Origin of the sequence: Acidiphilium rubrum (assembly GCF_900156265.1) — a bacterium.
Classification (GTDB): Bacteria; Pseudomonadota; Alphaproteobacteria; order Acetobacterales; family Acetobacteraceae; genus Acidiphilium; species Acidiphilium rubrum.
Genome location: NZ_FTNE01000002.1, coordinates 93,805 through 117,653, shown reverse-complemented (window position 1 = coordinate 117,653; position 23,849 = coordinate 93,805). Strand labels below are relative to the sequence as shown.

22 protein-coding genes and 1 riboswitch are annotated in these 23,849 nt (G+C 65.4%); of the genes, 7 read left to right on the top strand and 15 right to left on the bottom strand.

Going from position 1 to position 23,849, the window contains the following annotated elements:
• Window positions 1–26: 26 nt before the first annotated feature.
• On the top strand, window positions 27–473 hold the full coding sequence (mntR, locus tag BW994_RS02100) for a manganese-binding transcriptional regulator MntR (protein WP_029311383.1): 447 nt from the start codon (window positions 27–29) through the stop codon (window positions 471–473).
• A gap of 1 nt (window position 474) precedes the next feature.
• On the opposite strand, the gene BW994_RS02095 is transcribed toward mntR, so the two are convergent.
• Entirely contained in the window at window positions 475–990 is a 516-nt protein-coding gene (locus BW994_RS02095; protein WP_035228563.1) for a DUF1003 domain-containing protein, read from the bottom strand.
• A gap of 111 nt (window positions 991–1,101) precedes the next feature.
• Window positions 1,102–1,164: riboswitch (Fluoride riboswitch) on the top strand.
• Window positions 1,165–1,287: 123 nt separating this feature from the next.
• Between BW994_RS02095 and crcB the strand changes: the two genes are divergently transcribed.
• Together crcB and BW994_RS02085 are read left to right on the top strand one after the other, a co-directional pair.
• On the top strand, window positions 1,288–1,662 hold the full coding sequence (crcB, locus tag BW994_RS02090; protein ID WP_029311385.1) for a fluoride efflux transporter CrcB: 375 nt from the start codon (window positions 1,288–1,290) through the stop codon (window positions 1,660–1,662).
• A gap of 12 nt (window positions 1,663–1,674) precedes the next feature.
• Window positions 1,675–1,992: a DUF190 domain-containing protein gene (locus BW994_RS02085; protein WP_029311386.1), complete on the top strand. Its 318-nt coding sequence runs from the start codon at window positions 1,675–1,677 to the stop codon at window positions 1,990–1,992.
• A 226-nt stretch (window positions 1,993–2,218) separates the two neighbouring features.
• Here the strand turns inward: BW994_RS02085 and hemA are convergent, their stop codons facing one another.
• Genes hemA through bchF form a run of 14 tightly spaced genes read right to left on the bottom strand, consistent with a single transcriptional unit; the run spans window position 2,219 to window position 18,854 of the window.
• Window positions 2,219–3,430: a 5-aminolevulinate synthase gene (hemA, locus tag BW994_RS02080; protein WP_029311387.1), complete on the bottom strand. Its 1,212-nt coding sequence runs from the start codon at window positions 3,428–3,430 to the stop codon at window positions 2,219–2,221.
• Window positions 3,431–3,454: 24 nt separating this feature from the next.
• Window positions 3,455–5,398: a putative photosynthetic complex assembly protein PuhE gene (gene puhE / locus BW994_RS02075; RefSeq protein WP_029311388.1), complete on the bottom strand. Its 1,944-nt coding sequence runs from the start codon at window positions 5,396–5,398 to the stop codon at window positions 3,455–3,457.
• 15 nt (window positions 5,399–5,413) lie between these two features.
• Window positions 5,414–6,499 (bottom strand): magnesium-protoporphyrin IX monomethyl ester (oxidative) cyclase, encoded by a 1,086-nt coding sequence (gene acsF, locus BW994_RS02070; protein WP_245594085.1) that lies wholly within the window; start codon window positions 6,497–6,499, stop codon window positions 5,414–5,416.
• 4 nt (window positions 6,500–6,503) lie between these two features.
• A complete protein-coding gene (locus BW994_RS02065; RefSeq protein ID WP_029311390.1) occupies window positions 6,504–6,821 on the bottom strand; it encodes a hypothetical protein in 318 nt (105 codons plus the stop codon).
• Complete coding sequence (gene puhC / locus BW994_RS02060) at window positions 6,818–7,288, bottom strand: photosynthetic complex assembly protein PuhC (protein WP_051657265.1); 471 nt, start codon at window positions 7,286–7,288, stop codon at window positions 6,818–6,820. The genes BW994_RS02065 and puhC overlap by 4 nt, the downstream gene beginning before the upstream one ends.
• The gene (puhB, locus tag BW994_RS02055; protein ID WP_051657266.1) at window positions 7,285–7,962 is read right to left on the bottom strand and encodes a photosynthetic complex putative assembly protein PuhB; all 678 of its coding nucleotides are present in this window, start codon (window positions 7,960–7,962) and stop codon (window positions 7,285–7,287) included. Before puhB ends, puhC begins: the two co-directional genes overlap by 4 nt.
• Window positions 7,959–8,813 carry a photosynthetic reaction center subunit H gene (gene puhA, locus BW994_RS02050; RefSeq protein WP_029311393.1) on the bottom strand — a complete coding sequence of 285 codons (855 nt, stop codon included), beginning with the start codon at window positions 8,811–8,813 and terminating at the stop codon, window positions 7,959–7,961. Before puhA ends, puhB begins: the two co-directional genes overlap by 4 nt.
• 14 nt (window positions 8,814–8,827) lie before the next feature.
• Window positions 8,828–10,297 carry a BCD family MFS transporter gene (locus tag BW994_RS02045; protein WP_081849043.1) on the bottom strand — a complete coding sequence of 490 codons (1,470 nt, stop codon included), beginning with the start codon at window positions 10,295–10,297 and terminating at the stop codon, window positions 8,828–8,830.
• On the bottom strand, window positions 10,294–10,992 hold the full coding sequence (gene bchM, locus BW994_RS02040; protein WP_029311395.1) for a magnesium protoporphyrin IX methyltransferase: 699 nt from the start codon (window positions 10,990–10,992) through the stop codon (window positions 10,294–10,296). The genes BW994_RS02045 and bchM overlap by 4 nt, the downstream gene beginning before the upstream one ends.
• Window positions 10,992–11,921: a ferredoxin:protochlorophyllide reductase (ATP-dependent) iron-sulfur ATP-binding protein gene (bchL, locus tag BW994_RS02035; protein ID WP_081849044.1), complete on the bottom strand. Its 930-nt coding sequence runs from the start codon at window positions 11,919–11,921 to the stop codon at window positions 10,992–10,994. The genes bchM and bchL overlap by 1 nt, the downstream gene beginning before the upstream one ends.
• Entirely contained in the window at window positions 11,918–15,517 is a 3,600-nt protein-coding gene (locus BW994_RS02030; RefSeq protein WP_029311397.1) for a magnesium chelatase subunit H, read from the bottom strand. The genes bchL and BW994_RS02030 overlap by 4 nt, the downstream gene beginning before the upstream one ends.
• On the bottom strand, window positions 15,492–17,006 hold the full coding sequence (gene bchB, locus BW994_RS02025; protein ID WP_029311398.1) for a ferredoxin:protochlorophyllide reductase (ATP-dependent) subunit B: 1,515 nt from the start codon (window positions 17,004–17,006) through the stop codon (window positions 15,492–15,494). Before bchB ends, BW994_RS02030 begins: the two co-directional genes overlap by 26 nt.
• 4 nt (window positions 17,007–17,010) lie before the next feature.
• Window positions 17,011–18,279, bottom strand: coding sequence for a ferredoxin:protochlorophyllide reductase (ATP-dependent) subunit N (locus BW994_RS02020; RefSeq protein WP_029311399.1), 1,269 nt, complete (start codon window positions 18,277–18,279; stop codon window positions 17,011–17,013).
• On the bottom strand, window positions 18,279–18,854 hold the full coding sequence (bchF, locus tag BW994_RS02015) for a 2-vinyl bacteriochlorophyllide hydratase (protein WP_029311400.1): 576 nt from the start codon (window positions 18,852–18,854) through the stop codon (window positions 18,279–18,281). Before bchF ends, BW994_RS02020 begins: the two co-directional genes overlap by 1 nt.
• Window positions 18,855–19,143: 289 nt before the next feature.
• Here bchF and BW994_RS02010 point away from each other — a divergent pair, with 289 nt between their 5' ends.
• The 4 genes from BW994_RS02010 to BW994_RS01995 all read left to right on the top strand — a co-directional run bounded on the left by BW994_RS02010 (window position 19,144) and on the right by BW994_RS01995 (window position 23,817).
• Complete coding sequence (locus BW994_RS02010; protein ID WP_081849045.1) at window positions 19,144–20,109, top strand: cobalamin B12-binding domain-containing protein; 966 nt, start codon at window positions 19,144–19,146, stop codon at window positions 20,107–20,109.
• 129 nt (window positions 20,110–20,238) lie between these two features.
• Window positions 20,239–21,684 carry a transcriptional regulator PpsR gene (ppsR, locus tag BW994_RS02005; protein ID WP_029311402.1) on the top strand — a complete coding sequence of 482 codons (1,446 nt, stop codon included), beginning with the start codon at window positions 20,239–20,241 and terminating at the stop codon, window positions 21,682–21,684.
• A gap of 18 nt (window positions 21,685–21,702) precedes the next feature.
• A complete protein-coding gene (gene chlG, locus BW994_RS02000) occupies window positions 21,703–22,629 on the top strand; it encodes a chlorophyll synthase ChlG (protein ID WP_035228544.1) in 927 nt (308 codons plus the stop codon).
• Window positions 22,630–23,817, top strand: coding sequence for a geranylgeranyl diphosphate reductase (locus BW994_RS01995; protein ID WP_029311404.1), 1,188 nt, complete (start codon window positions 22,630–22,632; stop codon window positions 23,815–23,817).
• Window positions 23,818–23,849: the final 32 nt, after the last annotated feature.

The following is a 23,849-nucleotide window of genomic DNA, read 5'->3' as shown; positions in this document are numbered from 1 at the left end:
GGGTAGTGGATGCCTACGGAGACATCATGACCGCCGCCCCCGCACGCGATGATGGCCTACCCGCCGAACCGACCCAGGCCGAGCGGTTCGGCCGGGCGCGGACGGCGCAATCAACCGCGCTGCTCGAAGATTATGTCGAACTGATCGCCGATCTGCTGGCCGCCAATGGCGAGGCACGGCCGATCGACATTGCCCGCCGACTCGGCGTTTCCCACCCGACCGCGGCGAAAAGCATCAACCGCTTGAAGCGTGAGGGGCTAGCGACCGCGAAACCCTATCGCGGCGTGTTCCTGACCGCGGCCGGGCTGGCCCTGGCCGAGCGGGTGCGCACGCGCCATCGGCTGGTGGTGCAGGTGCTCGAAGCGATCGGCGTGCCGGCGGACACCGCCGAGGCGGATGCCGAGGGCATCGAGCATCACGTGTCGGATATCTCATTGCGCGCGTTCAGCCGGTTTCTGCAGGCGCGCGGCTAACTCAGGCATCGGCATCCGGCGCGGTGTTGGCCAGAACCTCGTCGATATTGATGTCGAGCTTGCGCAGCATCGCGATCAGCAGGGCGTTCTGATATTCCAGATGGTTCAGAATAACCTCGATTTCCTCCTCGGCGCGGACATTGATGTCGAGATCGTGCTCGGCCCGCAATTCGGCCTGCCGGCCCTGAATGTTCTGCCCCACCATGATCAGCGGCATCAGCAGGAGCTGAATGACGTTGGAAATGAACAGCCAGAACACGAAAGCCATCGGCGGGTCGAACTGCAAGGGCTTCGGCGCCAGCACGTTCCAGCCGAGCCAGGTGACCGTCCAGGTGAAAATGACCAGAAAAAACCCCATGGTGCCGACCCGGCTGGTGATCCAGACCGCCAGATTGTCGAACGGCTTGATCGGCGCCGGGGAGGGCGCCAGCACGTCGCGCAACGGCTGGCGCCGGGTGCGCAGCTGACGCAGTGAGAGCGGGGGCTTGGAAAGGTCGGGGATCGGGGCGGTGGGCATGTGCAGATTCCAAGGGTTTGGCCGGGTCGCGGGCGGACAGGGAAGCGCTTCTTTTTTGTAAAAAAGAAGCAGAAAACTTTTTGGTTTGACAAAATTTGCGTGAGCCAACAATCTGCCTGCGGCGATGGAGTTCGCCATGTAACCGCCCGCGGGGCTGATGACTCCTGTTCCTTGCAAATCCGTCGTTCGGAAGGATCAGGCCGTGCCCGCAACTCCACCCCAAGCCCAACGCCCGCGACACCGCCCCCAACCGGGCGGCGTACGCGCGTTTTTGGTTGCCATCACGAAAGGACAGATATGAAAACACTCCTCGCCATCGCCGTCTTCGGCACGCTCGGCTGCTGGGCGCGCTACGGCCAGACCATCGCCGTGCAGAACACCCTGGGACGCGATTTTCCGTTCGCCGTGCTCAGCATCAACCTGCTCGGCTCCCTGCTGATCGGCTTCCTGTTCTTCGCAACCCTCGAACGCTTCGACCTCGGACCCGCAATCCGGACCGGCGTGCTCACCGGCTTCCTCGGCGGCTATACCACCTTCTCGACCTTCGAACTCGAAACCCTGCTGCTGGTCGAAAACGGCGAAGCAATGAAAGCCGCCCTGTACGTCGCACTCTCGGTCGGACTCGGCTTCGCCGGCGTGTTCCTCGGCGCCTACGCCGCCCGCAACCTGTAAGGAAGCTCAACCATGACCCAGCCAGCCACCATGATCCGCATCGCCATCCACGAATCCGATCACGGCAAACGCAAATCCCTGATGGATGACATCCTCAAATCCCTGCAATCCCAAGGCATCACCGGCGCCTCCGTGCTGCGCGGCATCGCCGGACTCTCCGCCAAAGGCATCATCCACGCCGCCGACATGCTGCACTTCGACGTCGACCTGCCCCTCGCCATCGAATTCTGCACCGACACCGACACCGTCGATGCCATCATCGCCACGTTGGTGCCCATGGTCCCCGCCGGCCACGTGATGTCGTGGCCGGTTGTGCGGCATGGTGGGTGAGGCTGGGAGCGAGCAAGGCGGGGGGCTTTGCCCCCTCGACCCCCACTAAGGGCTTAGCCCTTAGAACCCGCTAGTTTTAGGCAAGGGGAGGGCGCTGCCTAGGACTTTCCGTCGATCTGGCCTGGGTCGCCCTCCCCTTGCCTAAAACTAATGGATTTTAAAGGCTCCGCCTTTAACGGGGTCCAGGGGCAGAGCCCCTGGCCTTCCCTACTCCCAGCGCCACTCATCAAGCCGCCAACTGGATCGACATTTCGTGCCAGATGGTGGCCAGGGCGTCGACCAGGTGGTCGATATCGGCGTCGGTGTGCAGGGGTGAGGGGGTGAGGCGCAGGCGTTCGGTGCCGCGGGGGACGGTGGGGTAGTTGATGGGTTGGACGTAGATGCCGAAGCGATCGAGCAGGGTATCGCTGATGGTTTTGCACTGGACCGGGTCGCCGACCATGACGGGGACGATATGGCTGGGGTTTTCGAGGTGGGGCAGCCCGGCGCGGGTGAGTTTGGCGCGCAGGCGGGCGACGCGGTCGTGCATGCGGTCGCGTTCGGCGCTGCTGGACTTCAGGTGACGGATGCTGGCGAGCGCGCCGGCGGCGACCATGGGTGGCAGCGCGGTGGTGAAGATGAAGCCGGAGGCGTAGCTGCGGACAAAGTCGCACAGCGCGGTCGAGCCCGTGATGTAGCCGCCGATGACGCCGAAGCCTTTGGCGAGGGTGCCTTCGATCACGGTGAGGCGGTGGGCGTTGTTGTCGCGTTCAGAGATGCCGCCGCCGCGCGGGCCGTACAGGCCGACGGCGTGGACTTCATCGAGGTAGGTCATCGCACCGTATTGGTCGGCGACATCGCAGATATCGGCGATCGGCGCGACGTCGCCGTCCATTGAGTAGACTGATTCGAAGGCGATCAGTTTGGGGCGCGCGGGATCGATGGCCGCGAGTTTGCGGGCGAGGTCGGCGGGGTCGTTATGGGCGAAAACCTCGCATTGGGCGCGGCTGTGGCGGATGCCTTCGATCATCGAGGCGTGGTTGAGCGCGTCGGACAGGACGACGCAGTTGGGCAGTTTATGGGCGAGGGTGCAGAGCGAGGCCCAGTTCGACATATAGCCCGAGTTGAACAGCAGGGCGGCGTCTTTGCCGTGCAGATCGGCGAGTTCGTGTTCGAGCACGGTATGGTAGTGGTTGGTGCCGGCGATGTTGCGGGTGCCGCCGGCGCCGGCGCCGCATTTGTCGAGGGCTGCGTGCATCGCGCTGAGCACGGTGGGGTGCTGGCCCATGCCGAGGTAGTCGTTCGAGCACCAGACGGTGACGGGGCGTTCGCCGCCTTCGCCGTACTGGGTGGCGTGCGGGAAGTTGCCGGCGTGGCGTTCGATGTCGGCAAACACGCGGTAGCGGCCTTCCTTTCGGAGTTGGTCGAGCCCGGACGTGAAGAAAGTTTCGTAGTTCATTGGATGATCTCCCAGATCGATGGCTTATTCGGCCGCGAGGCGCATGGAGCAGCCGGCGAAGGCGGCGGCGAGGCCGGCTTCATCGAGGTTGCGGCCGATTGCGATGACGCGGGGTTCCTCATCGGCCGGGGCGGCGAAGGCACCCATGCTGGCGCGGTGGCCGGCGATGTCGAACTGGACCCAGCCGCGGCCGATGCGGGCGAGGCCTTTGAGCCGGGCGATGCTGCCGAAATTGCCGGCGGCTGCGGCATCGAGCACGTGGCGAAGGGCGTCGGCGTCGCAGATGTTATCGAGCGTGCCGGCCCATGAGCTGAAGCCGAGTGCGTCCTGGTGGGCGTGGTCGTGATCGTGGTGATGATCGGGGTGGTCGCAGCCGGTATCGGTGCAGGCCGCGTGGTCGTGCGCGGCATGGTCGTGGGCGTGATCGTGGTTATGCGCCTGCGGGGCGTGGTTGACTTGCTGCGGCGCCGGCGTTGGGGCCGCTGCGGGGCTGGGGGTGAGAACCGGTGCGGGTTTGGCCTCGTATTCCTGCACGTGGCGCACGGTTGGCGTGGGGGTGGCGGCGCGTTCGTCATCGGCGGCGGTGGGGTCTTTGCGGGCTTTGGTGGTCGCCGCGAAAACCTCGGCCGGTACCGAGCCGTAGCGGGCGGTGATGATCCGCACATCCGGGTTCAGGCGTTGCAGGGTTTCCTCGACCAGGTCGCGTTCGGCGGCGCTGACCAGATCGGTCTTGTTGACGATCAGCAGCGAGGCGAGTTTGGCCTGGGCGGTGAAATGTCCCTGCATTTCAGCGAAATCGCCGAGGAAGGCGCTGGCATCGATCATGGTGATGACCGAGAGGCTGCGCTTGAACGGGGCGATGGCCGGGCGTTCCAGCACGCCGATCAGCGAAGCAAGATCGGCGACGCCGGAGGGTTCGATCAGCACGCGGTCGGGGGCGAATTTGCCGACAACTTCTTCCAACTGGCTGGCGAGGTCGTTTTTCAGGGTGCAGCAGATGCAGCCGTTCGGCAGTTCCACCACATCCGCCCCCTGGCCGCGGAGCAGCGAGCCATCGATGCCGACGGTGCTGAAATCATTGACCAGGACGACGGTTTTTTCACGGGTTTCCACCGGAACATTGCCCAGCATGTCGAGCCGGCGGCGCATGAAGGTGGTCTTGCCGGCGCCGAGGAAGCCGGCGACGATTTCGACGTCGAACGCGCGTGCGGGCTTGTGGGATTTCAGGCCCCAGTTCCAGAGTTTCGCGGCCGGCAGCGGCAGCACGAGGAACCAATGTTCGAGGATGGCGAGCGCCATCATCACGCCGATGAAGGTATCGCCGGCGCGGGCAAAGCCCGTGGTGGCGCGGCCGGCGTGTTCGAACATGATGGTGCCGATCACGGTGGAGATGGTGATCGAGAACGGGAACAGCAGGTTCATCGGCTTGCGCTTGAGGAAGCTCTTCAGGAAGTTCAGATGTTCCGGCAGGAACTCTTCGTTCAGGTTGCGCACGCCGAGGAAGACGTTGAGCTTCGCACTCTGGTGCATCCACCACAGCACCATGAAGGTCCAGACGCCGATCTGGTTCGGCTGGCCCCAGGTGGCGACGACGATGATGACCGCCGAGCCGATGATGGCGAGTTCATGCCACAGGCTGGTCTGGATGGCGTGGCCGAAATGTTTCCAGCCCTTGCAGTTTTCCGGGCAGGATGCGGTGCGCGGGCCGGTGACGAAGCCCATGTAGAAGCTGATTTCCTGCCAGCCCCAGGCGAACAGGCCAAAACCGAAGGCCCAGTAGGCGGCGGCGACGGTTTGTTCGCCGCTGACCTTCACCAGCCCGATCACGCAGATGGCGAAAACGGTGGTGGCACCCAGCATGCTCCATTTGAAGGTCGGCCGGGGCAGGCCATCGAGGAAAATGATCGCGCCGGTGCTGAACCACCAGATGAACAGGGCGAACAGTCCAGGGATGATGTAGTTGCTCATGATGGGTCCTTGGGCTTACCAGGTGGGTTGCAGGCGCACGTCGGCCGGCAGTGCCTGGGCCTTGGTGCGCATGAGATAGAGCCGCGCGAAGCTGGCGGCAGCGCGGACGGCGTAGGAGGCGCGTTTGAGTTTCGCACCGATGCCCGGCACGTCGCGGATCGCCTGATTCGCGACGTCGATTTTCCGCAGGCGTTCGAGCCCGGCGAGGAAGGCGGGGTTTTCGATGTCGAGCGTGATCGGGAACACCTGCTGGGCGATTTTGCTGGTGATGCGGAACACCTGCATGTCGTACGCGGTGGGGTCGAGCCCGAGGGCGGCGTGGAAATTGGGCCGCGCGTGGTCGCGCACATACATGGTGGCGAACACGGCGAGCTGGAAAAACCGCACCCAGAGCTTGTTCATGCCGGTCAGCATCCACGGGTTGGCGCGCATCAGCAGAGCGAAGGCTTCGCCGTGGCGGAATTCATCGTTGCACCACTCGCGAAACCATTTGAAGATCGGGTGGATGCGCAGTTCGGGATGGGCTTCGAGCTGGCGGTAGATGGTGATGTAGCGGGCGTAGCCGATCTTTTCCGACAGATAGGTCGCGTAGAAAATGAATTTCGGCTTGAAGAAATGGTATTTTTTCGCCCGTGTGAGAAAGCCGAGGTCGACACGGGTGTTGAGGTCGCGCAGCGCCTCGTTGATGAAGCCGGCGTGGCGGGCTTCATCGCGGCTCATGTAGCCGAACAGGCGGCGGAGATCTTCGTTGCCGCAGCGTTTCTTGATTTCGGCGTAGAGCACGCAGCCGGAGAATTCGGCGGTGACCGAGCTGACCAGGAAATCGAGGAACTCGCGGCGGAGCGCTTCGGGCATGCCGGAGATGTCGACCTTGAATTCATCGGTGCGGGCGAAGTGACCCTTGTTGGGGTCGGCCTTCAACTCGGCCATCAGGGTTTCCCACTGATCGCGGATCGGGCCGACGTCGATCTTGTCGAGGGCAGCGAAATCGGTGGTGTAGAAACGCGGGCTCAGCATGGTGCTGTTCTGCGCGGCTTCGGTCTGGGCGTTCGGCGCGCTGTGGGCGCCGGGTGCTGCGATCGTGCTGGTCATGGCGTTCATGATCTCAGACTCCGGTATGGGTCGGGGCGATGTTGAAGTCTGCGAGCGGCTGGAAGCCGACTTCGTAGAGCTCGCCGATTTCGAACAGCGAGCGGAACTGCGTCCAGGCGCGTTCGAGGCGGCCGGCGCGGAGCAGTGTTGCGGTGCATTCGCCGGTCAGGCGTTCGCCGAAGCCGACCATTTCGGGCGCGTCGTGCAGCAGGATTTCATCGCCGGGCCAGATTTCGACATCCTGCGGAATCGCGTGGGCGTGCAGGCTTTGTGGAGTCTGTTCGAAGTCGATCTGGCAGCGCAGATCGATGCGTTGCTTGGTGCCGATCATGAGCGGTCTCCGTTGTGAAGCATCAGGGCCTTGAACTGGCCGGAATTGCTGGGGCCGAACGCCTGCAGGTCGATGTGCTCACCGGTGGTGGGGTCATCGAGGATCAGGACATGGTGGGCGGCGGGGATCAGCAGGAACGGGGCGGTGCGCGAGAAGCCATCGGCCAGGCGGGCCTCGATCATGGTGCGCAGGGTGGTGCGCAGGAAGGCATCGGCGCTGGGCGCGATGGTGGTGATGGGCTTGCCGGTGGCGGCGTTCTGCACCAGCAGGGCCTGCGCCTCGGTCTGGATGAAGCGGACCGCCATGATCGGCGCGGTGGCCGCGGGCAGGCTGTAATCAGGCGTGGTCAGGCGCGAAATTGTCGCGAGGGCGACGGTGCCGAGCATGAGGCACCCCGCCGCGATCACCGCCCAGCGCGGCACATGCGGCGGTGCGTCGTCGTCATGATAGGGTGCGGCGCCGCTCATGCCGCGTGACCGCCCGAGGCCAGCGCGTCCATCGCATCGCTATCCTGGCTTCTGTCGCGCTGCGGACTGGCGGCGATCGGCATGATCGCGGCCGGTGCGCGCGACGGATCGAGCGCGGCGGCGAGCACGCGGGCGGCGCCGGCGGCATCGGGGATGCCGCGCAGCACGGGTTCGACCCGGCCGCGCTTGCCGGCGCGCACATGCGGCCAGAGCAGCAGGTAAGACAGGTTGCGGTCGGCTTCCGGCGTCATCACGATGTCGCCCGTGCCATCGGGCGCGGTGCGCAGGCCGACGGCCTGGATGGCGCGGAACGGCAGGTTGACGTGTTTCTGGATCGCCGCACCGTAGCGGATCACGATGCGCTTGCTGGTGATGGTGTAAATGGTGGTGCGGGCGGTGAGGAAGGCGAAGCCGAGCACCATGGCCAGTGCGAGCACGCCGAGGAACAGCGACCAGAAGCCGGCGGCTTCGGCGACGCGCAGCGAGTGATGCGAGATCAGCGCGCTGACGATGCCCCAGGCCAGCATGATCGCGACGTAGATGCTCCACGCCTTGACGTGGAAGGCGCCGACCGCGAGGGCGCGGAAGGTGGGCGAGCCCTGCCACAGCAGGGTTTCACCCGCTGGCAGCGCGTGCGGCAGGCCGCGCCCCTCACGGCGATCGGGTGTGCTCATAGCAGCGGCTCCGAACGCTGCGGCGTCGCGTAGAGATGGCCGGAGGCGAAATAGGCCATCAGGCGATCTTCCTCGCGCGGGGTGATGATGTCGGGCATGGCGATGGGCGGGGCGATGGCGAATTGCGCCGCGGTGACCGAGGCGAGTTTCACCGAGACGCCGCTGGCCGAGCGGGGCAGGCCGGCGGTGCCACGGCTGCCGCTGACGATGCTGCCGAAGCTGACCCAGGCATTGTCGAACGGGTTGCTGTTGGCGATGACCCGGCATAGCGCGATCGGGAACATCACGCGTCGCGCGGGATCGGAGGCGACGCTGGCTTCGAGCCAGAGCGGCATCTGGTCGGCGCGGTCGATCCAGATATCGACGACGGTGCCGCCGATCACGCCATCGCAGCAGATCACCGGGGCGCCACGTGGATCGGGGTCTTCGGCGGCGACCCAATGGTCGGTCGCGACACGGAGCGGGGCGATGCGGACTTCACCTTCGGGCATCATCTCGGGGTGGGTGGAGCGCTGGGTGTAGGAGGCCGGGCCGATGCCATCGAGCATCGGGTTGCCGAGCGGGATGATCGGCGCGCCATCCCACGGTGCGCTGGAACGGGCGTTGATCACCTCGATCGGCTCGTTCCAGGGCACGGATTTGGTCGTGCCATCCGGCAGGATGAAGGTTTTCGGGGTCGGCAGGAAGGGAAAACCTTCGAGGCGTTCGCCCTTGTGGCCGGTGACCAGCGGGTAGCCTTCGCGCTTGCTCTCGCGCTGGAGGTAGAACACGAGGCCGAAAAAGAAGATCCAGAATGCGTAGAGCACCAACTGAGCGACATCGATATAGGGAGTGATTGCACCGGTTTGCATGACGGACCTCGTGGTTATTTCAGGCCGAACGCAGCGTCCTGCTGCGTCAGCGCGTTGGTTGGGGTGGAGGAGCGGCGGACCAGCGGCCCGATCGCGATCAGCGTGGCGAACAGCAGGTAGATTTCGACGTGATAGACGGCATCGTAACCGACGGCGGGGCCGGTGAAGCTGGGGCCGAAGGTGCCGTGCGCGGCGAGTGTGGCGATGGTGCCGCGCAGCGTGCCGGCGATGGCGATGGCGATGCCCGAAGCGAGCACCTGCACCGCACCCCAGGCACCGAGGGCGAGGCCGCTCATGTCGCCAATCACGCGGCCCATGGCATCGGACAGGGTACCGACCAGGAACAGGCCGCCGCCGAAGCCGATCAGGCCGACGCCGGCGCCGAAGATCAGGCCCGAATGCAGCGGGGCGGCGAAGATGACGCAGCTGAACGCGAGCAAGCCGACCAGCGTGCCGGCGGCGGCGATGCGGTAGGGATCGCCGTTGCGGGTCAGGCGCCAGCGCGCGACCAGCGCGGCGGCACCGGCACCGGCGGCGAGCAGGGCGGTGAGCGCGGTGGTTTCACCGACCGGCAGGTGCAGCACCTGACCGCCATAGGGTTCGAGCAGAATATCCTGCATCGAGAAGGCGAGGGTGCCGAGCCCGATGGTGACGAGGCGGCGCATCGCGAGCGGCTGGGCGCGAAACAGCGCCCAGGCGGCCGAGAGGGTTTCCATCCCCGCGCGGCGGGCGGGCAGTTCCTCGTCATCCGCGTAGCGGCGGCGGGGTTCCTGTTTCCAGAGGGCGATGCTGTTGAGAACGATGGTGATCAGCGCGGTGGTCTGGATCACCTGGATCATGTGGAACTGGTTGTAGGGGGTGAGCAGCCAGCCGAACAGCAGCGCGCCGCCGATCATGCCGGCGAGCAGCATGGCGCAGAGCATGGCAACCACGCGCGGGCGGGCGTGCTCGGGTGCCAGATCGGTCGCGAGCGCGAGGCCGGCGGTTTGCGTGGTGTGCATGCCGGCACCGACCAGCAGGAAGGAGAGCGCGCCGCCGATTTTACCCCAGATCGGCAGGCCGACGGCATGGCCGCTGAGGATGATCAGCGCGAAGGGCATCACCGCGAGGCCGCCGAACTGCGCCATGGTGCCGAACCAGATGAACGGCACCCGGCGCCAGCCGAATACCGAGCGATAGCCATCCGAGCGGAAACCGATCAGGGCGCGCACCGGGGCAAGCAGCAAAGGCAGGGCGATCATGAACGAGACCAGGGCGGCCGAGACGTGCAGCTCCACGATCATCACCCGGTTGAGCGTGCCGATCATCAGCGCCGCCGACATGCCGACAGTGAGCTGGAACAGCGACAGGCGGAGCAGGCGGCGCATCGGCAGTTCGGGCGTCGCGGCATCGGCGAAGGGGAGCCAGCTGGTGTCGAGCTTCATCCAGAAGGGGGTCATCGTGCGTTCGATCGCACGGCCTTTGGTTTTGATGTGTTGGCTCATCGGGACAACTCCAGGGCCTGGGAGATGTAGAAGCTGCGCGAAATCCGCGTGGTGCGGCGGGGCGCGAAACCGGCGAGCGCCGGATTTTGCTGGATGGCGCGGCGGAGTTTGCGCTCGGGCTGCGGCTCGATCGCCGGTGAGCGGTCACTGCGGGGGAACAGGCGGCCGATCACGCGGGCGGTGATCAACAGCGGCGTGCCCGGGGCGAAGGTGAACATCATACCGTGGCGGACGCGGGGGGCGATGCGGGCGAGGGACGCCACCACATCGTCACGCTGGTAATGGATCAGGGAATCCATTGCGACCATGTAATCGAAATCACCATGCGCGGCATCGAGCATGTCGCCGGCACGGAAATCGATGCGGGAGGCGGCGGGGTCGCTCGCCGCGCGTTCGCGGGCGAGATCGACCAAGGTGGGCGAGAGATCGACCGCGACGACATCGGCGCCGCGGCGGGCGACTTCGATGGCGAGTGCGCCGGTGCCGCAGCCGGCATCGAGCACGCGGGCGCCGGTCAGATCGTCGGGCAGATAGCCGAGCAGGGTGGCGCGCATCGCGTCGCGCCCGGCGCGGACCTTCGCACGGATGCCGCTGACCGGGGCATCCGAGGTCAGGCGTGCCCAGGCGGCGGCGGCGGTGCGATCGAAATAGGTCTCGATTTCGCCGCGCCGGAGTTGATAGGTCTCGCCTGCCATTATTCGAACCCCAGCAGGTCGAAGATCTCGCGGTCCTTCAGCGGCACGGCGGTCAGCGGTTCGACGCCGGCCCAGAGGGTTTCGGCCAGCGCCATGTATTCGGCGCGTACCGCATCGAGTTCGGGGCTGTCTTCCATTTCGAACAGCACGGATTTTTTCAGGCGCGAGCGGCGGATGACATCGAGATCGGCGAAGCGGGCGAGGGTGGAGAGGCCGGTGGCGGCGTTGTATTTGTCGAGCTGGTCGGTCGCGGCCGAGCGGTTGGCGATGACGCCGCCGAGGCGGACGTTATAGTTTTTCGCCTTCGCCGCGATCGCCGCGACGATGCGGTTCATCGCAAAGATGCTGTCGAAATCATTGGCGGTGACGATCAGCGCGCGATCGGCGTGCTGCAAGGGGGCTGCGAAACCGCCGCACACGACATCGCCCAGCACATCGAAAATCACCACGTCGGAATCTTCGAGCAGATGATGTTCTTTCAGGAGTTTGACGGTCTGGCCAACGACATAGCCGCCGCAGCCGGTACCGGCGGGCGGGCCGCCGGCTTCGACGCATTGGACACCGCCGAAGCCTTCATAGACGAAATCCTCGACGCGGAGGTCTTCCGGGTGGAAATCGACCGCTTCGAGCGCATCGATCACGGTTGGGACCAGGCGCTTGGTGAGGGTAAAGGTGGAATCGTGCTTGGGATCGCAGCCGATCTGGAGCACGCGTTTGCCGAGACGGCTGAAGGCGGCGGAAAGGTTCGACGATGTCGTGCTCTTGCCGATGCCGCCCTTGCCATAGACCGCGAAGACTTTGGCGCCGGTGATTTTGATGTGCGGGTCGAGTGCGACCTGCAAACTGCCTTCGCCGTCACCGCAGGAGGTGCTGCAGCTTGAGCCGCCGATGCGTTCTGCGAGTTTGTTGACCGTGCTGATGTCGTTCATGCTGCGCGCTCCATATCCAGCCCTTCGAGCCGGTCTTCCAATTCGGCACCGGCGGCGCGCAGCGCTTCGAGCGTGGCGTCATCGGGTGTCCAGTAGTTGCGTTCGTGTGCTTCGAGCAGGCGGCCGGCGATCTTGGCCGAGGCGATCGGGTTTAGCTTCGCGATGCGGTCGCGCATTTCGGGATCGAGCACGAAGACGTTGCTGATTTCGCGATAGATCCAGGGTTCGACCTGGCCGGTGGTGGCCGACCAGCCGAGCGTGTTGGTGACCGAGGCCTCGATGTTGCGCACGCCTTCCGAGCCATGGCTCAGCATCGCCTCGAAATATTTCGGGTTCAGCATGCGGGTGCGGGTTTCGATCGAGACCTGTTCGCTCAGCGTGCGGATGGTGCCGTCGCCGGTGGTCTGATCGCCGATATAGAGCGCCGCGTCGGTGCCGCGGGCGGCTTTGACGGCGCGGCTCATGCCGCCGAGGCCATCGAAATAATGATCGATGGTGGTGACACCGAGATCGAGCGAGTCGAGATTTTGATAGGCGACATCGACGGTTTTCAGGATCGCGCCGAACACCGCATCGTGCCGCTCAGCACGGCCGGCGACACCATAGGCGAAGCCTTTGCGCTTGACGAAGGCGTTGCCGAGCTCATCCTCGTTCTGCCAGGCGCCGGAATCGACCAGCTGGTTGACGTTGGCACCATAGGTGCCGTCGCCGTTGCTGAAGACGCGGAGTGCGGCGTCTTCGATGCTGCCGCCGTGCTGGGCGATGAAATCCTGCGTGTGCTTGCGGATGAAGTTCTGGCTGGCCGATTCGTTGATTTCGGCGGCGAGCAGGGCGGCTTCGGCGAGGAGTTTGGTCTGCAGCGGCAGCAGGTCGCGGAAGATGCCGGACAACGTGATGACCACATCGATGCGCGGGCGGCCGAGTTCTTCGAGTGGGATGAGTTCGGCGCCGGCGAGGCGGCCGTAGGAGTCGCGGCGCGGGCGGGCGCCCATCAGCCAGAGCGCCTGGGCGATCGGGCCGCCTTCGGATTTCAGATTGTCCGAACCCCAGAGCACCAGGGCGACGGTTTCCGGCAGCGCGCCGGACTCGGCCTGGTGGCGGGCGATCAGCCGGTCGGCCTGGCGGGCACCATCGGTGACGGCGTAGGGGCTCGGCATGCGGAACGGATCGAAGCCGTAGATGTTACGCCCGGTCGGCAGGATGGCGGTGTTGCGCAGGATGTCGCCGCCCGGCGCGGGGCGGATGTAATGACCATCGAGCGCGGCGATGATGGCGGGGAGTTCGCTGTCAGCACCGAGCAGCGCATCGAGCCGTTTGCGCTCGACGGGATCGGTGATGTTGGCGGCGTTCAGCAGATCGGTACGCTGTTCGGCGTTCGGCGGGCTGCCGACCACGTGCAGGCCCATCGGGATGAGTGAATATTCCAGATCGAGCAGGGCGATGCCGAGTTGCGCGATGGCGGGCTCGGCCGTGTCGCCCCAGGCGGGCTCGGCCTTGGCGAGATCGAGCTTGGCGGCGTCCGCCTGGATCAGCGCTTCAAGGTCGAGCCGTTCGGATGCCGGCGCGTCCGGCGGCAGGCTGCGCCATTGCAGGATGGTGGCCTTGAGATCGGCGAGGCCGCGATACAGCCCGGCCTGGGTGACCGGCGGGGTGAGGTGGCTGATCAAGGTCGCGTTGGCGCGGCGCTTGGCGAGCATGCCCTCGGACGGGTTGTTCGAGGCATAGAGATAGAAATTCGGCAGATCGCCGATCAGCCGGTCCGGCCAGCATTTGCCGGTCATGCCGGCCTGCTTGCCGGGCATGAATTCGAGCGCGCCGTGGGTGCCGAAATGCAGCACGGCGTGGGCGGCGAAATCTTCGCGCAGCCAGCGGTAGAAGGCGCTGAACGCATGGGTGGGGGCGAAGCCGCCTTCGAACAGCAGGCGCATCGGGTCGCCTTCGAACCCGAAGGCGGGCTGGACGCCAACGAATATGTTGCCGAGCTGCGCGCCGACCACGAAGATCGAGGACCCATCGGTGTTCTGCCGGCCGGGCGCGGGGCCCCACATTTTCTCGATTTCGGCGAGATGCGGTTCGCGGCGGACATGATCGTCACGCGGGATTTTCACCGCGACATTGGCGGGCGCGCCGTATTGCGCGGCGTTGCCGACGCAGATCATATCACGCAGGGCTTCGACATCGGCCGGCATTTCGACGGTGTAGCCAGCGTCGCGCAGGGCGCCGAGCGTGTTGAACAGCGACTGAAACACCGAAAGATAGGCGGCGGTGCCGGTCGCACCCGCGTTGGGTGGGAAGTTGAAGATGACGAGGCCGATGCGGCGATCGGCGCGGGCCGCCTTGCGCAGGCGGATCAGCCGGCCGACGCGGTTGGCCAGCATCGAGGCGCGCTCGATATGGACCGACATGGCGCGGGCGTTCTCGCCGGTGCCGCCGACCCTGCCGCCGAAGGTCATCGGCACGATGCCGCCATCGAGTTCGGGCAGGGCGACCATCATGGTCGCCTCGATCGGCGTCAGGCCGCGCGGGTCGGCTTCCCAGGCGGAGATCGGCTGGAATTCGAGGGCGTGGGCCGACATGTATGGCACGTCGAGTGCGGCGAGTGCTGCTTCGGCGGCTTTGGAATCGTTGTAGGCGGGGCCGCCGACCAATGAAAATCCGGTCAGAGAGATCACCGCATCGACGGTAGGAATGCCGTCCTTGACGAAATATTTATCCATCGCGGGGCGGGCATCGAGCCCGGCGGCGAACACCGGCAGGACCTGATAGCCGCTCGCTTCGATCGCGGAGATCACGCCGTCGTAATGGGCGCAATCGCCGGAAATCAGCAGGCTGCGCAGCAGGACGAGGCCGACGGTGCCGTGGGCACGGGTGCAATGCGGCACCTCGTTGCGCTCGGTGCCGAATTTGCCCGGCATACGCGGATGATAGACACCGACTTCGGTGTATTCGCGCGGCGCGGGCACGGCGAGCTTGCTTTTCAGCGCGCCGCGCGGGCCGGATGCGTAGCGGCGGATCAGCATCCGCATCAGGCTTTCGATATTGTCCGACGAGCCGGCCAGCCAATAGGACAGAGCGAGGAAATAGCTGCGCAGATCCTGGGCGGCACCGGGGATCAGTTTCAGCATTTTCGGCAGGCGGCGCAGGGTGCGCATCTGCGATTCGGCGGCCGAGGCATCCTTGCGCTTCGGGCGCAGGTTTTTCAGGAATTTGAGGGCGGCGCTGCCCTCCTTGCTCATGTCCAACCGGCCGAGTCGGGTCAGGTTGACCACTTCGGCGGCGGACAAGGCGCAGAGCATCGCATCGCAGGAGTCGCGCCGCGCGGCGAGGGCGGGCTGGACCAGTTTGATATGATCATCGAGGAACAGCATCGTGGCGATCACGATATCGGCGCTCGCGATCGCATCGGTGCAGGCGGTGAGCGCGGTTTTGTTGGACGCCCAGTGGTCGGCGGTGTGCAGCTCGATCGACAGGCCGGGGTATTCGCTGATCAGGGATTTGCGGCCGGCCTCGATCACGCCATCGAGATGGCTGTCCATCGTGACGATGGCGACGCGGATCGGCGTCGCCTGGTCAGCGGGAGAAATGGGCTTTTGCATCGTAAATCGTCTCAATCGTGATGAGGGTCACGCCATGCTCGGCGGCAAAAAGTTCGGTGTTCTTCCGCGCCTTGCCGCGCACGAAGAACGGGATTTTCTTGAGTTCGGCCTCGGCTGACGGCTCCCAGCCGGTGAGGATGGGTGCGGTTGCTACCGGTGCCGCGGCTTCGGCGCCAAGATGCGAGGGGGCAGCCTGATCGTTGAATTCGAAATCCTCGCGGAACATGCCGAGCAGATGCTCTTCGAGACCCATCATCAGCGGGTGGGTCAGCGTGTCGAACAGCACATTGGCCCCTTCGAAGCCGGCGAAGGGCGAATGGCGGGCCGGGAAATCCTGCACATGGGTGGGGGCGGAAATCACGGCGCAGGGAATGCCGAGGCGTTTGGCGATGTGGCGTTCCATTTGTGTGCCGAGCACCAGCTCGGGCTGGGCGGCGGCGATGGCGGCTTCGACGGTCAGGTAATCGTCGCTGATCAGGGCTTCGACATTGTAGAGTGCGGCGGCGGATTTCACTTCGCGGGCAAACTCGCGGCTGTAGGTGCCGAGGCCGGCGATGGTGAAGCCGATTTCGGTGGCGGCGATGCGGGCGAGGGCGATGGCGTGGCTGGCATCGCCGAAAATGAAGACGCGCTTGCCGGTGAGATAGGTGCTGTCGATCGAGCGGGCGTACCAGGACGAGCGGGCCTGGCTTTCCAGATCGTCCGGCACCGTGCTGCCGGTGAGGGCCGCGATTTCGGCTGCGAAGTCGCGCGTGGCGTTCAGCCCGATCGGCACGGTGGTGATGGTCTTCTGGCCGAATTTGCGGGCAAGATAGGCGGCGGCGGTGCCGGCGATTTCCGGGTAGAGCACGATATTGGCATCGGCCGCGGGGATGCGCGCGAGATCGGCGAAGCGGGCGCCGAGCGGGGCGATCACGTTGATCGAGACACCGAGTTTGCCCAGCAGGTCGGTCACTTCGATCAGATCGTCGCGGTGGCGAAAGCCGAGTGCCGCTGGGCCGAGGATGTTGACCGCGACCGGGCGGCCGGTGCGATCCGGTGTTGCGACGCCGTTGGTTGCGGCGCGGACCAGATGATAGAGGGTTTCCGCCGCGCCCCAGTTTTCCTTGCGCTGATAGGCGGGCAGCTCGAGCGGTATCACCGGGATCGGCAGGCCGAGTGCCGCGGCGAGGCCGCCTGGATCGTCCTGGATCAGTTCGGCGGTGCAGGAGGCGCCGACGATCATGGCTTCGGGTTTGAAACGGTCATAGGCGTCGCGCACCGCGTTTTTGAACAAGGTTGCGGTGTCCGAGCCGAGGTCGCGCGCCTGGAACGTGGTGTAGGTGACCGGCGGGCGGCGGTCGCGCCGTTCGATCATGGTGAACAGCAGATCAGCGTATGTGTCGCCTTGCGGTGCGTGCAGCACGTAGTGCACGCCCTGCATCGCGGTGGCGATACGCATCGCGCCGATATGGGGGGGGCCTTCATAGGTCCAGAGGGTCAGCTGCATGGCGCTATACCGAAAGCAGGGCGCGGCGCGCGAGCGGCCGGGCGAAGAGATTGGCGAGGTCGGCGGCCTGTTCGAAACCGTGGATCGGGCTGAACACCAGTTCGATCGACCATTTGGTCGCGATGCCTTCGGCTTCGAGCGGATTGGCGAGGCCAAGGCCGCAGATCACCAGATCGGGCTGCTCGGCGCGGCAACGGTCGAGCTGGCGTTCGACGTCCTGGCCTTCGGAGAGTTGGGTGGCGAAGGGCAGCAGAGCGAGTTCGGCATCCATCAGGTCGCGGTGGAGGAACGGGGTGCCAACTTCGACCAGTTCGACGCCGCATTCGCGGGCGAGGAAGCGGGCGAGCGGGATTTCGAGCTGCGAATCGGGGAAGAAGAAAATTTTGCGCCCGGCGAGTTTGGCGCGGACCGCGGCGAGCGACTCGGTGGCGCGGCGGGCGGGTAGGGCAAGCACGCTTTCGGTGCGGGCGGGATCGATGCCGAAGGCGGCGGCGGCGGCTTCGATCCAGAGGCGGGTGCCCTCGGCGCCGAGCGGGTAGGGGGCGGCGATCCGGCGGGCGCCGCGCTCGTGCAGGGCGCGCGCGGTGGCGGCGAGGAAGGGCTGCGCGAGGATGAATTTGGTGTGCGGCCCGACCGCGGGCATCGCGCCGGCGTGGCGGGCGGGCAGGAAATCGACCCGCTCGATGCCGATGGCGGTAAACAGGCGGCGGAACTGGTCCTCGACGATATCGGCGACCGCGCCGACCACCATGAGGGAGGTGGTGGAGCCGGCGTCGGCGAGGGTGGGAACCAAGGCTTCGAGGCAGGCGTCTTCGCCCTCGGTGAAGGTGGTTTCGATGCCGCTGCCGGAATAGGCGAGGATGCGGGGCAGGCGGCCAAACCGCTCATCGAGCCGGGCTGCCGCGCGGGTGAGGTCGAGCTTGATGACTTCGGAGGGGCAGGAGCCGACCAGGAACAGGAGTTTGATATCCGGGCGGCGTTCGATCAGGCGGGTCACCACGCGGTCGAGTTCGTCATCGAGATCGGCGCGGCCGGCGAGGTCGCGCTCCTCGATGATGGCGGTGGCGAAACGGGGTTCGGCGAAGATCATTACCCCGGCGGCCGATTGCACCAGATGGGCACAGGTGCGCGAACCGACCACGAGGAAGAACGCATCCTGGATCCGCCGGTGCAGCCAGACGATGCCGGTCAGGCCGCAGAACACTTCGCGCTGGCCGCGCTGGCGGATGATGTCGGGCGCGGTCGCGGAGGGCGCGGTGGTGCAGACGCTCATTATATCGACACCGCGGCATGACGCGGTGCTTCGAGCCGGGCGGCGCGCAGTTTCATGATGAACTGCATCGCGTTGATCAGGTAAGTGGCGTAGGCCGCCAGCGCGATCATCATTTGCGTCTGCGGGCCCGCGATATGGGTGAACAGCACCAGCACGTAGAGCGAGTGCAGCGCGATCACCAGCATGCTGAACAGGTCTTCCCAGAAGAAGGCGCGGGCGAAGAGGTATTTTCCGAACACCTCGTGTTCCCAGATCGCGCCGGTGATCATGATGGTGAACAGCACGATGGTTTTGACCAGGATGGAATCGGTCGCCAGGGCAAGACCGTTGCCGGTGATCAGGTAATGCGCGACCAGGCTGAGGCTGACCAGGAAGACCACGAACTGGATGGGCGCCAGAATGCCCTGCACCAGGGTCCATTTGGTGGCGTCGCGCCGGCGGCGTTCCTCGATACTATAGAGAAAGGGCGTGCGGCGCGGCTGTGGCGCGCTGGTCTGGTGGCGGCCATAGCCGTGACCCTCCCATGGGCAGCAATTGACGGCACCGGTCAGGCGCTCAACGACCTTTGTAAACATCGCTTGACATGTCCTGAAAGGAGGCGTTCGATCCCGTCGCTAAATAAGCATTGGTTAATGTGTGCCCGGCTATTTCGCTTGCGGCACCGCGCCAGATCAACGGGAGACGACCATGGGAATCGTAGAATTCGGTAGCTTGGTTCATCAGAGTTTCCTCTGTCGCGGGTCAGCGACGAGACGAAAACTAGCCCCGCTGAATATCGACTGTCAACCTTTATTTACGTCAATCAAACTTGACACTCGACGCGGTTCGGGTGCATGTTCGTTGAAGAGTTGAGGAGGCCTATCGATGAGAGACGCCACACAGCACCAGGGATCGCGAGGCCAATCCGGCCGGTCCGAACTCGACCGTGCCGCCTTATCCTCGGGCGGCAACGCGAGCGGCCCCGTGGCAGGTAACGCGCCGCGCGGGGCGGCTCCGAGCAAACCACATATATATGAAGCGATCGCCGATGAGTTGCATCGCCAGACCGTGATCCGGCCGTGGTCCGGCCTGCTGGAGCGCACGATCGCGACCGAGGTGCTGCCGCGCATGCTGGCCAACCGGCCCGATCGCGCGGCGGCACCATCGGGCGCGGCGCCGATGCCGACGCGGGGCGAGGTGGAGCGGTTCGTCGATCTGATCCTGGCCGAGAACATCGCCGAGGCGCATGCCACGCTGGCACGGTTCGTGGTGTCCGGTGCTACACGCGATGCGGTTCTGCAGGGGTTGTTGGCCCCGGCGGCGCGGCGGCTGGGTGATTTATGGGATGAGGACCGCACCGATTTCGCGGCGGTCACGCTCGCGATGATCCGGCTCAACCAAATCCTGCGCGACACTGCCGATCCGGTCAGTGACGCGCCGATGTTGCGTGGTCGTGAGCGGCATTTTTTGATCGCGGCGGCGCCGGGTGAGCAGCATAGTTTCGGGATCGCGGTGTTATCCGACCTGTTCCGGCGGGCCGGGTGGATCGTGCAGACCGAGGCGTTGCTGACGCGGGCGTCGCTGATGTCGATGGTGCGGCGCAACTGGTTCGATGTGGTAGGGCTTTCGGTGAGCGGCGAGGGAGGGCTGAAGGGTCTGCCAGCGGTGATCCGCGCCCTGCGGCGCACCGCGCTGAACCCGGCGCTGGGCGTGATGGTGGGCGGCAAGGCGTTTGCCGATCATCCGGAGCGGGCACAGTTCGTGGGTGCGGATGCAACGGCGCGCGATGGCCAGGCGGCGTTGTTCGAGGCGGATACCATGGTTGAGCGTGCCCACGCGGCGATCCGATAGCAACGGCCCGGCGATGTCGGCGCATGATGGTCTGTCATGTGGCGATTGCGAAACGAGGCAAAACGAGTTGACGGAGAGGTGGCAAGGTTACATCTGCAGATACTTATATATTCGAAAGTGTGGTCGTCTATGAAAGCCTTCAAATCGCCAGCGAAATGGCTTGCCGATGTCGATGCCGACGCTGCAGGCATGCTGATCGCCGCGGCTGCCGATATCGCCCTGATCGTGGACCGCAAGGGCATCGTGCGCGATGTCGCGTTTCAGAGTGCGAGTTTTGCCAATGAGTTCGATCAGAGCGAGACCTGGATCGGGCGACCGTGGGCGGACACCGTAACGGTCGAAAGCCGGACCAAGGTGACCGAGATGCTGCACGACATGGCGGGCAAGGCGGATGACCGGCCCAACCCGCTGGGGCGGCATGTGAATTACCCGGCCCGTGAGGGCAAGGACGTGCCGATTTTGTTTTCAACGATTCCGGTCGGCCATAGCGGGCGGGCGATTGCCTTCGGGCGGGATCTGCGGGCGCTCGCCTCGTTGCAGCAGCGCCTGGTGGATGTGCAGCAATCGTTGGAGCGGGATTATTCGCGGCTGCGCCATGTCGAGACGCGCTACCGGATTTTGTTTCAGATGTCGGCCGAGCCGGTGCTGGTGCTCGATGGCCAGTCGCAGAAGATCGTCGAGGCCAATCCGGCCGCGCAGCGGTTGTTCGGGGATCGGGACAAATTGGCCGGGTTGGCGTTTGCCGGGCTGGTCGAACCGGAAAGCCGGGGGGCGCTTGAGCAGTTGCTCGGCAGCATCCGCGCTGCCGGTCGGATGGATGACGTGCGAATCCGGCTGACCGATCATGATAGCGAAATGCGGATTTCCGCGTTTTTGCTGCGTCAGGGCGAGGGGCAGAATTATCTGCTGCGTCTGTCGCCGGTCAGCCCGGTCGATCCGCATAATCTGTTGTCCGACAGCAAGGCCAAGCTGCTCAAACTGATCGAGAGCGCGCCGGATGGCTTCGTCGTGACCGGCAATGACGGGCGGCTGCTTGCGGCCAACGCCGCGTTTCTGGATATGACGCAGCTGGGTTCCGAGGAACAGGCGCATGGCCAGACGCTGGATCGCTGGCTCGGCCGGCCGGGGGTGGATTTGAATGTGCTGAGCGCCAACCTGCGCCAGCATGGTTCGGTGCGGTTGTACCCGACGTTCCTGCGCGATGAGTTCGGCACCCAGACCGAGGTCGAGATTTCGGCGGTGACGGTGATGAACGGCGGCAAGCCGTGTTTCGGGTTTGCGATTCGCAACATCGGCCGACGGACCGCGCCCGAGTTCATTCCGCCGGCGACGACGACGCGTGCGGTGCCGCGTTCGCTCGAACAGATCAGCGAGTTGATCGGGCGCGTTTCGCTCAAGGAAATCGTGCGCGAAGCGACCGAGGTGATCGAGCGCCTGTCGATTGAGGCGGCGCTGAAGATCACCGGCGATAATCGCGCGTCGGCGGCCGAGATGCTCGGTCTGTCGCGCCAGAGCCTTTACGTGAAACTCCGGCGTTACGGCATGATGGATGCCGAGGCGCTGGGAGTCGCATAACCCAGGACCGGAGACCGGATGACGCCAGCCGACAAGCCCAGCATTACCTTCGATCAGCCCGCGGCCTCGGTGCGTCTGCCCGATCTCAAGGTCTGTATCGAACTGCTCAAACCGGTCACCTGGTTTGCCGCGATCTGGGCTTTCATGTGCGGGGTGGTATCGTCCGGTGCGCCGCTCGCGGCACGGTGGCCGGAGCTGGTGCTGGGCATGGTGCTGGCGGGCCCGATGGTGTGCGGCACCTCGCAGGCGGTGAACGACTGGTTCGATCGGCATGTCGATGCGATCAACGAGCCGGATCGCCCGATTCCCTCGGGCCGGATGCCGGGGCGCTGGGGGTTGTATATCGCGATCATCTGGTCGGGCGCCTCGCTGCTGGTGGCGCTGCCGCTGGGGCCATGGGGCGTCGGTGCCACGATGTTCGCGTTGGCGGCGGCCTGGGGCTACAGCGCGCCGCCGTTCCGCTTCAAGATGAACGGCTGGTGGGGCAATGCCGCCGTGGCGCTCTGCTACGAGGGTGTGCCGTGGTTCACCGGGGCGGCGGTGATGCGCAATGCGCTGCCTTCGCCGCATATTCTGATCATCGCGGCGCTCTATAGCGCCGGGGCGCACGGCATCATGACCTTGAACGATTTCAAATCGATCGAGGGTGATTTGAAAATCGGGGTCCGCTCGTTGCCGGCGCAACTCGGTGTGCTGCGCGCCTCGATCGTGGCGTGCATCATCATGGCGGTGCCGCAGGTGTGCGTGATCGAGTTCATGATCGGCTGGCATCATCCGCTGGCGGCCACACTGATCGGGGTTTCGCTGCTGGTTCAATTGTTTCTGATGCGCCGCTTGCTCGAAAAGCCGCGCGAACGCGCGCCCTGGTACAATGCCACGGGCACGACGCTTTATGTTCTGGGCATGCTGGTCAGCGCGTTCGCGCTCGCCGCGACGGGGGTTTAAATGACACAGATGACCGAATACGACGTGGTGGTGGTCGGCGGCGGCCCGGCGGGTGCGACCGCGGCGGAGACGCTGGCGCGCGCCGGGCGCACCGTGCTGCTGCTGGATCGGGACGGGCGGATCAAGCCTTGCGGCGGCGCCGTGCCGCCGCGGCTGATCCGCGACTATGATATCCCCGAGCATCTGATCGTGGCGAAGGCGCGCGGCGCGAATATCGTGTCGCCGAAGGCGAAGAAGGTCGCGATGCCGATCGATGACGGTGGCTATGTCGGCATGGTCGATCGTGATGTGTTCGATGCGTTCTTGCGCGACCGGGCGGCGGCGGCGGGGGCCGAGCGGCGCACCGGGCGGTTCGAGCGGATCGAGCGCGATGCCACGGGCCGCACCATCATCCACTACAAGACCAAGGATGGCATGGGTGCCGTGGTGGCGCGCGCGGTGATCGGCGCGGATGGCGCGGTTTCGGCGGTGGCGCGGCAGACGATTCCCGGGGCGGACAAGCACAAGCGGGTGTTCGCCTATCATGAGGTGATCAAGGCGCCGCCGGCCGGCACGCCGGGGTGGAACCCGCAGCAATGCGAGATTTATTACGATGCCAAGGTATCGCCGGATTTCTACGCCTGGATTTTCCCGCATGGCGAGACCGCGAGCATCGGCACTGGCAGCGCGGTCAAGGGGTTTTCGCTACGCGGCGCGGTGGGTGATCTGCGGAGCACGGCGGGGTTGACCGGTGCCGAGACGATCCGCTCGGAAGGCGCGCCGCTGCCGCTCAAGCCGCTGCCGCGCTGGGATGACGGGATCAACGTGCTGCTCGCGGGCGATGCCGCCGGGGTGGTGGCGCCGGCTTCGGGCGAGGGGATCTATTACGCCATGCTCGGCGGGCAGTTGGCGGGCGAGGCGGTGGACGAATTCTGCCGGACCGGCGATGCCAAGGCGCTGAAAACCGCGCGCAAACGCTTCATGAAGACGCATGGCATGGTGTTTTTCGTACTCGGGTTCATGCAGGATTTCTGGTATTCCAGCGACAAGCGGCGGGAATTGTTCGTCGCCATCTGCGGGGATTCCGATGTGCAGGCGATGACCTGGCAGGCCTATATGAACAAGGCGCTGGTGCGGGCCAAGCCGATCGTGCATGCACGCATCTTTGCCAAGAACATGATACGGCTGACCCGGCTGATGCAGGCATGACGGCGCTGGCGGTCGGGCAGTTTCGTGACACG

What these genes read in the sequence shown, in the direction of transcription:
- BW994_RS02085 (WP_029311386.1), top strand. Translation starts at nt 1,675, where the DNA reads ATGACCCAGCCAGCCACCATGATCCGCATCGCCATCCACGAATCCGAT.
- crcB (WP_029311385.1), top strand. Translation starts at nt 1,288, where the DNA reads ATGAAAACACTCCTCGCCATCGCCGTCTTCGGCACGCTCGGCTGCTGG.
- BW994_RS02020 (WP_029311399.1), bottom strand. Translation starts at nt 18,279, where the DNA reads ATGAGCGTCTGCACCACCGCGCCCTCCGCGACCGCGCCCGACATCATC.
- hemA (WP_029311387.1), bottom strand. Translation starts at nt 3,430, where the DNA reads ATGAACTACGAAACTTTCTTCACGTCCGGGCTCGACCAACTCCGAAAG.
- BW994_RS02095 (WP_035228563.1), bottom strand. Translation starts at nt 990, where the DNA reads ATGCCCACCGCCCCGATCCCCGACCTTTCCAAGCCCCCGCTCTCACTG.
- bchM (WP_029311395.1), bottom strand. Translation starts at nt 10,992, where the DNA reads ATGGCAGGCGAGACCTATCAACTCCGGCGCGGCGAAATCGAGACCTAT.
- chlG (WP_035228544.1), top strand. Translation starts at nt 21,703, where the DNA reads ATGACGCCAGCCGACAAGCCCAGCATTACCTTCGATCAGCCCGCGGCC.
- BW994_RS02065 (WP_029311390.1), bottom strand. Translation starts at nt 6,821, where the DNA reads ATGATCGGCACCAAGCAACGCATCGATCTGCGCTGCCAGATCGACTTC.
- BW994_RS01995 (WP_029311404.1), top strand. Translation starts at nt 22,630, where the DNA reads ATGACACAGATGACCGAATACGACGTGGTGGTGGTCGGCGGCGGCCCG.
- puhB (WP_051657266.1), bottom strand. Translation starts at nt 7,962, where the DNA reads ATGAGCACACCCGATCGCCGTGAGGGGCGCGGCCTGCCGCACGCGCTG.
- bchF (WP_029311400.1), bottom strand. Translation starts at nt 18,854, where the DNA reads ATGTTTACAAAGGTCGTTGAGCGCCTGACCGGTGCCGTCAATTGCTGC.
- BW994_RS02010 (WP_081849045.1), top strand. Translation starts at nt 19,144, where the DNA reads ATGAGAGACGCCACACAGCACCAGGGATCGCGAGGCCAATCCGGCCGG.
- bchL (WP_081849044.1), bottom strand. Translation starts at nt 11,921, where the DNA reads ATGAACGACATCAGCACGGTCAACAAACTCGCAGAACGCATCGGCGGC.
- puhC (WP_051657265.1), bottom strand. Translation starts at nt 7,288, where the DNA reads ATGAGCGGCGCCGCACCCTATCATGACGACGACGCACCGCCGCATGTG.
- BW994_RS02045 (WP_081849043.1), bottom strand. Translation starts at nt 10,297, where the DNA reads ATGAGCCAACACATCAAAACCAAAGGCCGTGCGATCGAACGCACGATG.
- mntR (WP_029311383.1), top strand. Translation starts at nt 27, where the DNA reads ATGACCGCCGCCCCCGCACGCGATGATGGCCTACCCGCCGAACCGACC.
- acsF (WP_245594085.1), bottom strand. Translation starts at nt 6,499, where the DNA reads ATGAACGCCATGACCAGCACGATCGCAGCACCCGGCGCCCACAGCGCG.
- puhE (WP_029311388.1), bottom strand. Translation starts at nt 5,398, where the DNA reads ATGAGCAACTACATCATCCCTGGACTGTTCGCCCTGTTCATCTGGTGG.
- ppsR (WP_029311402.1), top strand. Translation starts at nt 20,239, where the DNA reads ATGAAAGCCTTCAAATCGCCAGCGAAATGGCTTGCCGATGTCGATGCC.
- BW994_RS02030 (WP_029311397.1), bottom strand. Translation starts at nt 15,517, where the DNA reads ATGCAAAAGCCCATTTCTCCCGCTGACCAGGCGACGCCGATCCGCGTC.
- bchB (WP_029311398.1), bottom strand. Translation starts at nt 17,006, where the DNA reads ATGCAGCTGACCCTCTGGACCTATGAAGGCCCCCCCCATATCGGCGCG.
- puhA (WP_029311393.1), bottom strand. Translation starts at nt 8,813, where the DNA reads ATGCAAACCGGTGCAATCACTCCCTATATCGATGTCGCTCAGTTGGTG.